This is a genomic window from Dactylosporangium sp. NPDC051485 (assembly GCF_040682015.1).
Classification (GTDB): domain Bacteria; phylum Actinomycetota; class Actinomycetes; order Mycobacteriales; family Micromonosporaceae; genus Dactylosporangium.
This window is the reverse complement of the sequence record NZ_JBFAZW010000014.1, coordinates 62,591-75,867: the sequence shown is the minus strand read 5'-3', so window position 1 is coordinate 75,867 and position 13,277 is coordinate 62,591. Positions and strand designations below refer to the sequence as shown.

At 72.6% G+C, this 13,277-nt stretch carries 12 protein-coding genes; 3 read left to right on the top strand and 9 right to left on the bottom strand.

Features of this window, described 5'->3' with window-relative positions; all coding sequences use genetic code 11:
- Positions 1-240: 240 nt before the first annotated feature.
- Positions 241-1,197 (bottom strand): helix-turn-helix domain-containing protein, encoded by a 957-nt coding sequence (locus AB0M46_RS10565; RefSeq protein ID WP_363334595.1) that lies wholly within the window; start codon positions 1,195-1,197, stop codon positions 241-243.
- Positions 1,198-1,260: 63 nt separating this feature from the next.
- Here AB0M46_RS10565 and AB0M46_RS10560 point away from each other — a divergent pair, with 63 nt between their 5' ends.
- Genes AB0M46_RS10560 through AB0M46_RS10550 form a run of 3 tightly spaced genes read left to right on the top strand, consistent with a single transcriptional unit; the run spans position 1,261 to position 4,145 of the window.
- Positions 1,261-2,520, top strand: coding sequence for an amino acid permease (locus AB0M46_RS10560; protein ID WP_363334697.1), 1,260 nt, complete (start codon positions 1,261-1,263; stop codon positions 2,518-2,520).
- Between the two features lie 40 nt (positions 2,521-2,560).
- On the top strand, positions 2,561-2,902 hold the full coding sequence (locus AB0M46_RS10555) for a YciI family protein (protein WP_363334593.1): 342 nt from the start codon (positions 2,561-2,563) through the stop codon (positions 2,900-2,902).
- A 58-nt stretch (positions 2,903-2,960) separates the two neighbouring features.
- Positions 2,961-4,145 carry a DUF6596 domain-containing protein gene (locus tag AB0M46_RS10550; RefSeq protein ID WP_363334695.1) on the top strand — a complete coding sequence of 395 codons (1,185 nt, stop codon included), beginning with the start codon at positions 2,961-2,963 and terminating at the stop codon, positions 4,143-4,145.
- Here AB0M46_RS10550 and AB0M46_RS10545 read toward each other — a convergent pair.
- From AB0M46_RS10545 to AB0M46_RS10510, 8 genes are all read right to left on the bottom strand, one after another.
- The gene (locus AB0M46_RS10545) at positions 4,108-4,638 is read right to left on the bottom strand and encodes a hypothetical protein (RefSeq protein ID WP_363334591.1); all 531 of its coding nucleotides are present in this window, start codon (positions 4,636-4,638) and stop codon (positions 4,108-4,110) included. The genes AB0M46_RS10550 and AB0M46_RS10545 overlap by 38 nt on opposite strands.
- A 334-nt stretch (positions 4,639-4,972) precedes the next feature.
- Positions 4,973-6,706, bottom strand: coding sequence for an MFS transporter (locus AB0M46_RS10540; RefSeq protein ID WP_363334589.1), 1,734 nt, complete (start codon positions 6,704-6,706; stop codon positions 4,973-4,975).
- Positions 6,703-7,128 (bottom strand): MarR family transcriptional regulator, encoded by a 426-nt coding sequence (locus AB0M46_RS10535; protein WP_363334587.1) that lies wholly within the window; start codon positions 7,126-7,128, stop codon positions 6,703-6,705. The genes AB0M46_RS10540 and AB0M46_RS10535 overlap by 4 nt, the downstream gene beginning before the upstream one ends.
- Before the next feature lie 182 nt (positions 7,129-7,310).
- On the bottom strand, positions 7,311-8,039 hold the full coding sequence (locus tag AB0M46_RS10530; protein WP_363334586.1) for a hypothetical protein: 729 nt from the start codon (positions 8,037-8,039) through the stop codon (positions 7,311-7,313).
- 170 nt (positions 8,040-8,209) lie between these two features.
- Complete coding sequence (locus AB0M46_RS10525) at positions 8,210-8,947, bottom strand: IclR family transcriptional regulator (protein WP_363334584.1); 738 nt, start codon at positions 8,945-8,947, stop codon at positions 8,210-8,212.
- Between the two features lie 51 nt (positions 8,948-8,998).
- Positions 8,999-12,256 carry a bifunctional lysylphosphatidylglycerol synthetase/lysine--tRNA ligase LysX gene (gene lysX / locus AB0M46_RS10520; RefSeq protein ID WP_363334582.1) on the bottom strand — a complete coding sequence of 1,086 codons (3,258 nt, stop codon included), beginning with the start codon at positions 12,254-12,256 and terminating at the stop codon, positions 8,999-9,001.
- Between the two features lie 22 nt (positions 12,257-12,278).
- On the bottom strand, positions 12,279-12,422 hold the full coding sequence (locus AB0M46_RS10515) for a hypothetical protein (protein WP_363334580.1): 144 nt from the start codon (positions 12,420-12,422) through the stop codon (positions 12,279-12,281).
- A 10-nt stretch (positions 12,423-12,432) separates the two neighbouring features.
- On the bottom strand, positions 12,433-13,185 hold the full coding sequence (locus AB0M46_RS10510; RefSeq protein WP_363334578.1) for a UDP-galactose-lipid carrier transferase: 753 nt from the start codon (positions 13,183-13,185) through the stop codon (positions 12,433-12,435).
- Between the last annotated feature and the right edge of the window lie 92 nt (positions 13,186-13,277).

The following is a 13,277-nucleotide window of genomic DNA, read 5'->3' as shown; positions in this document are numbered from 1 at the left end:
CGACAGCCCGGCGGCCCCTGAAGGGTCCGCGGAATCGGAGGGGTTCGATACATCTGAGCTGCGAGGACTGTCGGAACTGCCGGAACCGGCGGTGGTGTCGGAAGCAGTCCCGCCGCAACCCGCCAGGACGAGGACCATCGAACACAGCAGAAGGCCAAGGCGCACGGATACGAAAGCGTAGGGGCGCACAAGGCAAACGGACAGATCTCTAAGCAGTACTTAATTCAGATCTCAAAAAAATCAGCGATGGAAGACCTGGCGGTACGTCGTCGGGGTCACGCTGGTCTGCCGGGCGAAGTGCACGCGCAGGTTGGCCGGGGTGCCGAAGCCCGTGCGGTGGGCGATCCGGTCGATCGAGTCGTCGGTCGTCTCCAGCAGCTCCTGGGCCAGCCGCACCCGCTGGCCGACCAGCCACTGCAGGGGGCTGGTGCCGACGTGCTCGCGGAAGCGCCGGGCGAAGGTGCGCGGGCTCAGGCGGGCCTCGCGGGCCAGGTCGGCGACGGTGAGGGGCTGGTCGAGGCGCCGCCGGGCCCACTCCAGCGCGCCGCCGAAGGCGTCCGCCGGGCGCGGCCGGGGCGGCGCCGCGGCGAACTGGGACTGGCCGCCGTCGCGGTGCGGCGGCACGACCATCCGGCGGGCCACCTCGTTGGCGACCGCGGCGCCGTGGTCGAGGCGGACCAGGTGCAGGCACAGGTCGATGGCGGCGCCGGTGCCGGCCGAGGTGAACAGGTTGCCGTCCTCGGTGTAGAGCACGTCCGGGTCGAAGGTGACGCGCGGGTAGCGCTGGGCGAAGTCGAAGGCGTTCATCCAGTGCGTGGTCGCCCGGCGCCCGTCGAGCAGGCCGGCCGCGGCGAGCACGTACGCCCCGGTGCAGATGGCCACGATCCGCTTGCCCCGCGCGTGCGCCTCCCGCACCACGGCGACGAGCGCGTCCGGCGGCTCGACCTGCTTGGCCCGCGGGAACGCCGGCAGCAGCACCGTGTCGGCCTCGACGAGGGACTCCAGCGGGTGCGGCGCCTCGATGCTCAGCCCCGAGCGGGCCGGGTGCCGGCCGGGCTCGGCCGCGGCGAAGCGCAGCTCGTACCAGGGATCGGCCAGGTCGGGCCGGTCGATGCCGAAGACCTCGCACGGCACGGCCAGCTCGAACACGGGCAGGTGCCCGGTGACCGCGACGCCGACGACGTGTGGGCTGCCCATGGCAGAAATCTATCGCAGAACGGCATTCCTGCCACTCGCGAGCGGCCGCGGTACCGCCGCAGGATCTTGGTTGTGATAACCGTCCCGCAGGGCGCCGCCCTGTCCATCGGCGCCGTGCTGGGCACCGGCGTGATTGCGCTGCCGGCGCTGGCCGCGCAGACCGCCGGGCCCGCGTCGCTGATCGCCTGGGCCGCGCTGGTCGCCCTGTCCGTGCCCCTGGCCGCGACGTTCGCCGCGCTCGGCGCCCGCTACCCGGACGCGGGCGGGGTCGCCACCTACGCGCGCACCGCGTTCGGGCGGCGGGCCGCGGCCGTGGTGGGCTGGTCGTTCTACTTCGCGGTGCCGGTCGGGGCGCCGGCCGCCGCGCTCTTCGGCGGCGCGTACGTGGCCGCGGCCCTCGGTGGGGGCACCCGCACGGCGTTGCTCACCGCGGCCGGGCTGATGCTCGCCGTGACGGTGGGCAACCTCGGGGGCGTGCGGGTGTCGGGCCGGCTGCAGCTCGGGCTGGCCGCGCTGCTCATCGCGCTGCTGCTCACCGCGACGCTGACCGCGCTGCCGCACGCCCGGGCGGCCAACCTGCACCCGTTCGCCCCGCACGGCTGGTGGGCGATCGGGCCGGCCGCGGCCGTGCTGGTCTGGGGCTTCGCCGGCTGGGAGGCGGTCACGTCGCTGGCCGCGGACTTCCGCCGCCCGCGGCGCGACCTGCCCCGGGCCACGGGAATCGCGCTGGTCGTGGTGGCGGTGCTGTACCTGGCCATCGCCGCCGCCAGCGTCCTCGTGCTCGGCCCGTCGATGTCCGACGCCCCGCTGGCCGAGCTGCTCGCGGTCGGCACCGGCGGCCGGGTGCGCCCGATCGCGGCCGCCGCCGCCCTGCTGCTCACCCTCGGCACCATGAACGCCTACTACGCGGGCGCGGCCAAGCTCGGCGCCGCCCTCGGCCGCGACGGCGCGCTGCCGGCGTGGTTTGCCCGCGGGGCCGCCCCCGGCGCGGTGCCCCGCCGCAGCCTGCTCGTCGTGGCCCTGCTCGGCGCCGTCTCGCTGGTGGTGGTCGCCGCGACCGGGACCGGCACCCGGGCGCTCGTGCTGCTCACCAGTGGCTGCTTCGTCCTGGTGTACCTCGTGGGCTCGGCCGCCGCCGTCCGCCTGTTGCCCCGGGGCACCTGGGCCCGCCGCTGCGCCGTGGTGGCGTTCGCCTCCGCCGTCGCCCTGCTGGTCGTCACCGGCTGGTACGTGCTCGGCACCGCCGTCATCGCGGCCGGCGCGCTACTTTCGGAGAAATACTTCGGCCGGGCTGTCGAGCCTGTCCCGGCCCGATTGTCGTAGGAGTGTCATGTGACACCGACGCAATCGTGAGGAGCCCGCAATGGCCCAGTACCTGATCCTGATCTACGAGGACGAAACCGCCTACGAGAACGCCGACCCGGCCGTATCCGAGCAGGTGATGGCCGCGCACAACCGCTTCGCCGAGCAGGTCGGCGAGCTCGGCGGCACGCTGCTGGGCGGCAACGCCCTGCAGCCGACGCCGACCGCCACCTCGATCCGCGGCGACGTGGTCACCGACGGCCCGTTCGTGGAGACCAAGGAAGTGCTCGGCGGCTACTACCTGATCGAGGCCAAGGACCTGGATCACGCCCTGGAGATCGGCAAGCTGTGCCCGGCGATGTTCGGCGGCGTCGAGGTCCGCCCGATCTGGGCCTTCGAGTAGGTTGTCCGATCTCGTCCGCGCGGCGATCGCCGACGCGCACCGTCGCGAGTGGGCCCGGGTGCTCGCCGCGACGGTGCGCGTCGCGCGCGACCTGGACCTGGCCGAGGAGTGCGTGCAGGACGCGTACGTCTCGGCCCTGGACGCGTGGCTGCGCCAGGGCGTGCCGTCCAACCCCGGCGCCTGGCTGACGACGGCGGCGCAGCGCCGCGCCCTGAACGCCCACCGCCGCGCGGCCATCCTGCGCGCCAAGCTGCCCATGCTCGTCGTTCCCGACGCGCCGGAAACGTCCGACGCGTTCCCGGACGACCGCCTGCGGCTCGTCTTCACCTGCTGCCATCCGGCGCTGGCCCGGGAGGCCCAGCTCGCCCTCACCCTCCGCCTGGTCTGCGGCCTCAGCACGGCCGAGATCGCCCGTGCCTTCCTGGTCAGCGAGTCCACCATGGCCGCGAGGGTGACGAGGGCCAAGAAGAAGATCGCCGCGGCCCGCATCCCGTACCGCGTCCCGTCCCCGCAGGAGCTGCCGGACCGCCTGGACGCGGTGCTGACCGTCGTCCACCTCGTCTTCACCGCCGGCCACGCCGGCTACCACGGGGGTGACCTGGTCCGGCCGGACCTCGTGGAGCGCGCCCTGGACCTGGCCCGCACCCTGTGCGCGCTGATGCCCGACGAGCGCGAGGCCCAGGGCCTGCTGGCCCAGCTGCTCCTGCACGACGCCCGCCGCGCCACGCGGCTCGACCCCGACGGCCGGCTGGTCCTGCTGGAGGAGCAGGACCGTACGCAATGGGACCACGCCCAGATCGCGGAGGGCCTGCGCCTGGTCCGCTCGTCCCTGCGCGGCGGGCGGCCGGGCCGCTTCGCGCTGCAGGCCACCATCGCCGCCCTCTACACGGAGGCCCCGACCTACGCCGACACGGACTGGTCCCAGCTGCGCGCCGTGTATGACCTGCTGCTGGCCGCCTGGCCCACCCCGGTCGTGGCCCTGAACCGCGCCGTGGTCGTCGCCATGCTGGACGGCCCGGCCGCCGGCCTGGCCCTGATCGACGGCCTGGCCGAGGACCCGCGCCTGGCCGGCTACCACTACCTGCCCGCCGCCCGCGCCGACCTGCTGCGCCGGCTGGGCCGCGTCGAGGAGTCCCGTGTCGCCTACGAGGGGGCGATCGCCCTGTGCGACAACGACGTCGAGCGCGCCTTCCTGACCGCCCGCCTCACGCAGCTGCCGCCTCAGCGGGACGCCGGTCGGTGAGCCGGCGCCAGACGATGATGACGTACGACGACAGCAGCCCGATCATCGCGATGCGCACGGCGGTGTACCCCATCAGGGCGTGGCTGTGGCCGATGAATGCGTCGCGCAGGGTCGCCATGTCGGTGTTGGCCGGCAGCTTGCGGTTCGCGACGACCAGGGACATGGCGAAGACCAGCACCAGGCTCAGCCGCCACGCCACGAAGGTCCAGTGCCGCAGGACCTGCCGCCGGTCGTACCCGAGCCGCTGCGCGCGGCGCCGGCTGAACGCCGTCCAGGCGATGAAGCCGGCGAGGTACACCCAGATCCACACCAGCGTCAGGCTGTTGAGCTGGTCCCCGAGCCGCAGCACCCGCGCCGACGCCGCCGTGAGCATCGACGCCGGATCGTCGGCGGCCCGGTCCACGATCGTGTCGGCGGCCGCCAGCACTCCGATGTCGGCGAGCAGCAGTCCGATATAGACCACCGAGAGCGCCACGAACGCCCAGGTGAGCACCTGCCACCCCACCGACGGCCGCGGCCGGGGTCGGGGCAGGGGCGGTTCAGCGGGCGCCAGCCCGCCGTGCTCGGCACAGAGGTGCCCGTCCCCGGTCGCAAATCCGGGCGCTGCGCAGATCATGCAGGGCATCGACACAAGTTCGGCACTGTAGACGAACGGCCGCCGCTGCGCAGCCCCGATTCCAGCAGGGCCGCCCCGTCGGCCGGGGTGGCCGACGACGGCGCGGACGCGGTACGCGGACGGGCCGGTCGCCCCACTCCCCGGGGTGACCGGCCCGCCCGCTGCGCCGCGCCCGGCCCGTGGCTGTAACCGGGGCCGCGCCTCTTGCGAATCAGGACTGGGCGGGTGCCGGGTTGATCTCGTGCTTGCCCGGCTTGATGAGGGAGGCCAGGCCGCCGATGAGGGCCATGGCGATGGCCATCCAGAAGACGATCATCAGGCCGTCGTGGAAGGGGCCGGAGACCAGGTGCGGGAAGAACTCGCGGCCGGTCAGCGTGGCCGCATTGGACGGCGGGAGCTGGCCGAGCAGCTGGGGGCCCAGCAGCGATTGGATCGGGTTGTACCCCAGGAAGGCCGCGAACAGCGTGCCGACCGGCGGCAGGCCGGCGATCTGGGCCGCCGCCTGCGCGGGGACGCCCTGGGAGGTCAGGCCGGTGCTCAGCGAGTTCGGCAGGGAGCTGGACAGGCCCGCGATCATCAACGAGAAGAACACGCCGATCGACAGGACCATGCCGGCGTTCTGGAAGGTGGCCCGCATGCCCGACGCGGCGCCGCGCATGTGGGCCGGGACGCTCGACATGATGAGCGAGGTGTTCGGGGCCGCGAAGAGGCCGCCGCCGAGGCCGTTGAGGAAGACCAGCACGGCGAAGGCCCAGTAGGAGAAGTCGGTCGGCAGGACGAGCAGGCCGCCGAAGGAAACCGCCATGACGACCAGGCCGACGGCGGCGAAGAGGCGCGGGCCGTACTTGTCGGACAGGTGCCCGGCGATCGGGCCGGCGGCGAGGAAGCCCACGGTCAGCGGCAGCAGGTAGATGCCGGCCCACAGCGGCGTGGACTCGTAGCTGTAGCCGTGCAGCGGCAGCCAGATGCCCTGCAGCCAGATGATGAGCATGAACTGCAGGCCGCCGCGGGCGATCGAGGCGAGCAGGCTGGCCACGTTGCCCGAGGAGAAGGCGCGGATCTTGAACATGGCGAGCGGGAACATCGGCTCGGCGACCCGGCGCTCGATCCAGACGAACAGGGCCAGGACGACCACGCCGCCGATCAGGCCGGTGAGCACCCACGGGTTGGTCCAGCCCTGGCTGTGGCCGCCGTAGGGCTGGATGCCGTACGTGATGCCGGCCAGCAGCGCCGTGAGGCCCACGGCGAAGGTCAGGTTGCCCCACCAGTCGATCCGGCCGGGGCGGCGCAGGCCGGTGTCGTGCAGGCTGCGGTACGCCCACAGGGTCCCCAAGATGCCGATCGGCACGTTGACCCAGAAGATGGCCCGCCAGTTCCACTCGGCGAGCAGGCCGCCGAGCACCAGGCCGATGAAGGAGCCGGCGATGCCGGCCACAATGTTCACGCCCAGGGCCATGCCGCGCTGGGCGGCCGGGAAGGCGTCGGTGAGGATCGCGGCAGAGTTGGCCATGAGCATGGCGCCGCCGACGGCCTGCAGCACCCGCCAGCCGATGAGCCACAGCGCGCCGGAACCGCCGTCGAAGGGGTCCAGCGACAGGGCGATCGAGGTGACGGTGAACAGCGCGAAGCCGAGGTTGTAGATGCGGACCCGGCCGTACATGTCGCCCAGGCGCCCCAGGGTCACCACCAGCACGGCGCTCACCAGCATGTACCCCATGAGCATCCACAGCAGGTAGGACACGTTGCCGGGGCTGAGCGGGTTGAGCCTGATGCCGTTGAAGATGGCCGGCAGTGAGATCAGCACGATCGAGGAGTTGACGGTGGCGATGAGCATGCCGAGGGTCGTGTTGGACAGCGCCACCCACTTGTAGTGCGGGTGGTCCTTGCCGCCCGACAGCGCCCCGCGGAGGCCGGACTTGTTGGAAACGTCGAGGATCTCGGTCACTTGGCGAGCCTCTCCAGCGCCGGTAGCGCAGCCGCGATCAGCGCTTCGTCTTCGTCGGTAACGTCTTCGAGCAGGGAGGCCATGTGCGCGGCCCGCACCGCGCGGCGCCGCTCGAGCAGCTCGATCCCGGCCGGCGTGACCTGGACCAGCACGACCCGGCCGTCGGCGGGGTCGGCGGCCCGGTCGGCCAGCCCCTCCCGCTCGAGGCGCTGGACCAGCTGGGTCATCGCGGGCTGGGTGACGCCCTCCGCGGTGGCGAGCTCGGTGAGCCGCCGTGGGCCTTCCCGCTCCAGTCGCCGCAGCGTCGAGGCGGCCGTGAGGCTGATGTCGTTCGGGGGGTTGCCCTGGCGCAAGAGGCTGAAGAGCCGCTCGACGGCGACCGTCAGGCGCGCAGGGTCGAGTGCGGTTCGGGCAGTGGGCATACTTCATTTGTATCATGTGCTTATAAAAGTTGCTTATACGCTGCGACCTTGTTCACCCGGTCTTGACAAAGATTGATATTAGTCAACGCACCATCCGGTTCGCCGGTCTTGACAAAGATCGACGCCGGCCGACGCGCCATGTGGCGGGCCGACCGGCGTCGCGGTTGCCGGTGGGGCTGGAATCAGAAGCAGCCGGGCTGGTCGACGATGGTCAGGCCGTCGACGAGGTTGCCGTATCCGCGATCGGTCGACGCGCTGTCCACCGCGGTGAGCGTGACGCGGGTCGAGGTCTGGTCGGGGCCGGTCTTGTACCAGCCGTACAGGCGCTTCCAGCGCGCGTCGTCGGAGGAGTTGACGTACGAGAACGCCGAGCCGATGCCGTTGACGCTGCCATCGTTCTTCGGGGTCTTGCCGAAGTGGATCTGGGTGGCGTCGACGTCCTTGGCCTTCGAGGTGTCCCGGGCCCGGATCCAGAAGGACCAGTAGATCTTCGTGTTGGGCTTGGTCTTGATGTCCTGGTAGATCGAGTTGCCCTGGCCGGTGGCGTTGAGCTCGGCGAACTGCGTGCCGAAGCGGGCCGGCACGCCCATGTTGCCGCTCCAGATCTCGATCTTGCCGGCCGGGTCGTCGGTGCGCCAGCCGGGCACGTCGGCCTGGTCGAACTGCTTGTAGTCCGACTTGCCGAGCCTGGGCGTCTCGAAGCCGCCGTTGACGGTCAGCTCCCGGCACGTCGCGGCGGGCGTGCCGGCGTGCCGGTGGTGCTTGATCGCGCCGAGCATGGCGTTGCCCGAGCCCGTGCCGCCCCTGCCTGGGCCGCCACCCGTTCCGGCGGCGTTCGCGGGCGTGCCGAGGAGTGTGGCCAGCAGCGCCGCGGCGCCGATCGTGGCCAGCATCCGGTTGTGCTTGAGCATGGTGATCCCCCGTTGTCCGCCACGGCAACGCTGCCGTGGTACCTCCGAGAGGGAGCCAAGCATGCTGACCTGCCCGGTTCCCGAAGGATGAGGGAAATTCCGTATTTCGGACAAATTTCGCAAGCCGTTCAGCCGGGGCGCACCGCGTGTAGCACGCAGGCGGCGACGTTCTACGGCAGCACGGCGGCGGCCACCTCCTGCACCGCGCGCTGCACGCAGGCGGCGACGTCCTCGGCATGGTCGTCGGTGAGCCGGGGCAGCGGCACGCCGACGCTGATCGCGTCGGTCGGCGCCAGGCCGGCGGCGGGCACCGCGACGGCCACGCAGCCGACGCCCGGGACGACCTCGCCGCGCTCGTAGGCCCAGCCGCGCGCGCGGGTGTCGGCCAGCGCGGTGACGATGGCGGCCCGGTCGATGGCGGTGTCGATGGTGTGCGCCACGACGCCCTCGTCGAGCAGCGCGTCGATCTCGGCCGGCGGGCGCCGCACGAGGATGGCCCGGCCGCTGGCGCTGGTCAGTGCCGGGAGGCGCCGGCCGATGGCCGGGCCGGTCGGGTCGTGCAGGGACTCGCGGCTGGCCAGGCAGACGATGAAGGCGCCGTCGAGGCGCACGAGGCGGACCGACTCGTCGAGCTGGTCGCGTAACCGGGACAGGATCGGGCCGGCCAGCCGCGCGGTGCGGTCGCCGGACAGGTAGGCGCTGCCGGGGCGTAGCGCGCCGACGCCGATCGCGTAGGAGGCGCCGTCGGCGTCCGCCTCGACCCAGCCCCGGTCCACGAGGTGTTTGAGCCGCCCGCGCAGCACCGCCTCCGGCAGCCCGATCTGGCGCACCAGCGCGTCGAAGGTCATCCGGTCGGGGGCGGCGGCGAGCCGCTCCAGCAGGTCGAGGGTCGGGCTCTCATCGGCCATTCGGACCCCATTTCCCACTTTTCCGGGGATCGAGACATGTTATTAGCCAGGTTACATCCGCCCGCGCTTCACCAGCGGGAACGGCAGCGTCTCGCGGATGCTCCGGCCGGTGAGCAGCATGACGAGCCGGTCGACGCCGAGGCCGAGGCCGCCGCTGGGCGGCATCGCGAACTCGAACGCGTCGAGGAAGTCCTCGTCGAGCTCCATCGCCTCCGGGTCGCCGGCCGCGGCCAGCAGCGACTGGGCGGTCAGCCGGGCCCGCAGCTCGACCGGGTCCACCAGCTCCGTGTACGCCGTGCCGAGCTCCATGCCGAAGGCGACGAGGTCCCAGCGCTCGGCCAGCCGCGGGTCGGTCCGGTGCTGCCGGGTCAGCGGCGAGACGTCGACCGGGAAGTCGCTGTAGAAGGTCGGGCGGACGGTCGTGGCCTCCACCAGGTGCTCGTAGAGCTCCAGCACCAGCTGGCCATGGGTCCAGCCGTCCTGCCACGGCACGTGCAGCCGGTCGGACAGCTCGCGCAGCTCGGCCACGGTGGTGCCGGGCGTGACGTCGGCGCCGGCGGCCCGCGAGACGGCGGTGTAGACCGGCACCACCGGCCACTCGTCGCGCAGGTCGACGACCTCGTCGCCGCGGCGCAGCACCGTGTCCTCCCCGGCGGCGGCCAGGATCAGGTCGCGGACCAGGGCCCGCATGGTGGTGTAGTCGCCGTACGCCTCGTAGGCCTCGAGCATCGTGAACTCGGGGTTGTGGGTGGCGTCCACGCCCTCGTTGCGGAAGTTGCGCCCGATCTCGAAGACCCGCTCGACCCCGCCCACGGCCAGGCGCTTGAGGTACAGCTCGGGCGCGATACGCAGGTAGAGCCGCATGTCGTAGGCGTTGCTGTGCGTGATGAACGGACGGGCGTTGGCCCCGCCGTGCACCGGCTGCAGCACCGGGGTCTCGACCTCGACGTAGCCGCGGGAGTGCAGCGCCGTGCGCAGCGCGAACGTGACCGCCGAGCGGATGCGGACCATGTCCCGGGCCGGCGGGTTGACGATGAGGTCGAGGTGCCGGCGGCGGACCAGGGCCTCCGGGTCGGCCAGGCCGCGGTGCTTGTCCGGCAGCGGCTGCAGGCACTTCGCGGTGAGCTGCCACTGCTCGGCGAAGACGGACAGCTCGCCGTGGCGGGTGGTGCCGATCTCGCCGACGACGCCGACGTGGTCGCCGAGGTCGACGGTGGCCGCGAACGCCGGGTCGGGCACCACGACCTGCAGGTCGCCGGTCCAGTCGCGCAGCAGGGCGAAGCACAGCCCGCCGTGGTCGCGCAGCCGGATGACCCGGCCGGCCACGGCGGCCCGCTCGCCGGTGAGGGTGTCGGGGCCGAGGTCGCCGTGCTTGGCGCGGATCGGGCCGACGGGGTGGGTGCGCTCGAAGCCGGGCGGGTACGGCTCCACGCCGGCGGCCCGCAGCGCGTCGAGCTTGGCCAGCCGCACCCGCACCTGCTCGGGCCGCCGCGCCTGGGGCACCACGGGCAGGGCGGCCACGGCGGTGAGCTCCTCCTCGGGGGCGATCAGCTCGCGGCGGTCCGCGGTGAACGGCCGCACCGCGCCCCGGCGCAGCATGGTGCGCAGCCGCGGTACCACCACGAACCCCTCGGCGGCGCCGGAGGCCAGCCCGACCTTGGGCAGGTCCCGCACGTCCTCGAAGCACAGGTACCGGGGCAGCCACTGCGGGTTGTACTTCACGTTGGAGCGGTACAGCGACTCGAGCTGGAACCAGCGCGAGGCGAACAGCAGCATCGCCCGCCACAGCCGCAGCACCGGCCCGGCCCCGATCCGGGCGCCTTCCTCGAACACGGCCCGGAACACGGCGAAGTTCAGCGACACCCGGTGCACCCCGAGGCGCGGCGCCTCCCGCATGAGGCCGGCGACCATGTACTCGATGAGCCCGTTGTCCGACTGCCGGTCGCGGCGCATGAGGTCCAGCGACAGCCCGCCCGCGCCCCACGGGGCGAACGACAGCAGCGCCACCTCGCGCCCGTCGCGGTCGTGGGCCTCGACGAGCACGCACCGCCCGTCGTTGGGGTCGCCCAGGCGGCCCAGCGCCATCGAGTAGCCGCGCTCGGTCTCGGTGTCGCGCCAGCGGGCGGCCAGCTCGATGATCCGGCTCATCTCCTCGGCGCCGATCTCGGCGTGGCGGCGGATGCGCACCGTGTACCCGGCCCGCTCGACCCGGTGCACGGCCTGGCGGACCTGGCGCAGCCGGGGCGCCTCCAGGTCGAAGTCGCGCACGTGCAGGATCGCCTCGTCGCCGAGCTCGATGACCCGCAGGCCGGCCCGCGCGTAGGCGGTCGCGCCCTCCTCGCTGGCGCCCATCACAGCGGGCGTCCAGGCGTACTCCCGCGCCTCCCGCAGCCAGGCCTCGATCGCCGGCGGCCAGGCGCCGGGGTCGCCGAGGGGGTCGCCGCTGGCCAGCGAGACGCCGAAGACGACCCGGTAGGTGACCGCGGCGCGGCCCGACGGCGACCGGATGATCTCCTTGTCGCGGCGGGTGGCGAAGTAGCCCAGCGAGTCCCGCTCGCCGTGCTCGGCCAGCAGTCGGCGCACCGCCAGCTCCTCGTCCGGGTCGAGCGAGGCGATCATGCGCTGCGAGCGCAGCAGCGCGAAGAGGGCGGCGAAGAAGGCGATGGCGCCGAACGTGCCGAGCACGAGGTTCACCCAGCCGGGGGCCCGGCCGTGCCGGTCGACGTCGAAGGCGAACGCGCCGCCGAGCACGACCCGGCCGCTGTACTCCAGCCGCTGCACCCCGTGCCCGATCGAGCCCGGGAACAGCTCGAGCAGGCCCCAGCCGGCCACGGTGAAGACGAGCAGCAGCCCGCCCAGCGTGACCAGGGCCTTGGGCAGGCTGGCCTGCTGGACCCGGGCCCGGAACTCCGGGCGGGCCAGCCACAGCAGGCCCAGCAGCACGACGGTCACCACCAGGTTGGTCTCCGCCGCGAGCGTGCCGTGCCAGGGCAGGCGCAGCTCGTGGGCCTCGCCGCCGCGCTCGCCGAGGTCGGAGAGCACGAAGAGGTCGTAGAGGCCCTGCAGTACCAGGACGATGCCCAGCATCCAGAAGGTGACTCGCTTGCGGTTGTGCACGCCGGCCGCGAGCGTGATCATGAGCGCGGTGTAGCCGACGTTGGCCGGCGCCGGGAACAGCAGGGCGTCGACCGTGGCCCGGACCGGGTGCATCCGGGCGCCCAGCGCCGCGCTCACCGCGGAGAGCGCGCACAGGGCGCCCACCATGAGCAGTCCGACGGCAAACCAGTCCGGGATACGTGCACGCTTCACCGGGACATCATGCTCCCGACGCTCAGCCGTTCTCGTGGATGTACCGCTTCGGGTCCTTGCCGGGGAACGTGAGACCCTTGGCGCCGGGGTGTTCGCCGCGGAACGTCAGCCGCCGCTCGCCGAGCTCGATGCGCGGCCGCATCCCGGGCGTGCTGATGTCGTCCATGCATTGAACATCACCCGTTTTCGGCGGGTCCAAACCCGAGCGCCTGCTCCACGGCCCGGCACACCGTCTCCAGGATCGTCACGCGGGCGGTCGGCTTGTCGTCGGCGGCGACGACGTGCCAGGGCGCCGCCGGGTGGTCGGTGCGGGCCAGCATGTCCTCGATCGCCGCCTTGTACTCCGGCCGCTTCTTGCGGTTGCGCCAGTCCTCGTCGGTGAGCTTCCACGAGCGCAGCGGGTCCGCGGCCCGGCTGTTGAACCGTCGCAGCTGCTCCTTGGACGAGATGTGCAGCCAGACCTTGACCAGGATCATGCCCTCGGCGGTGAGCGTGCGCTCGAACTGCACGATCTCGTCGTACGCGCGGGTCCACTGCTCCTCGGTGGCGAAGCCCTCGACCCGTTCGACGAGCACGCGGCCGTACCACGAACGGTCCAGGACCGTCATGCCGCCCCAACCGGGCAGCACGGGCCAGAACCGCCAAAGGAAGTGGTGCCGTTTTTCGTCGTACGTCGGTGCGGCGAACTGCGCCACCCGCACATGGCGCGGATCGAGGTGCTCGACCAGCCGCTTGATCGAGCCGCCCTTGCCCGAGGCGTCCCAGCCCTCGAACAGCACACACAACGGCGGGCCGAGCTCGTGCTCGCCGATCTGCCCGCCAAGCGTCAGCCGCAGCCGCAGGAGCCGCTCCTGGGCCGCGACGAGCCGGCTCAGCGCCTCGTCGCCGGGCAATGTCGCGCGCTGATTCACCTTCGACAGCCGTTTCATGACCATCAGCCTGCCACGGGTCGCCGGTCCGGGCGCTGCGTGATGAGCGCAACTGAGAAGGTCCTGAGAGAACGGGGTGGTTTGCCCCTGCG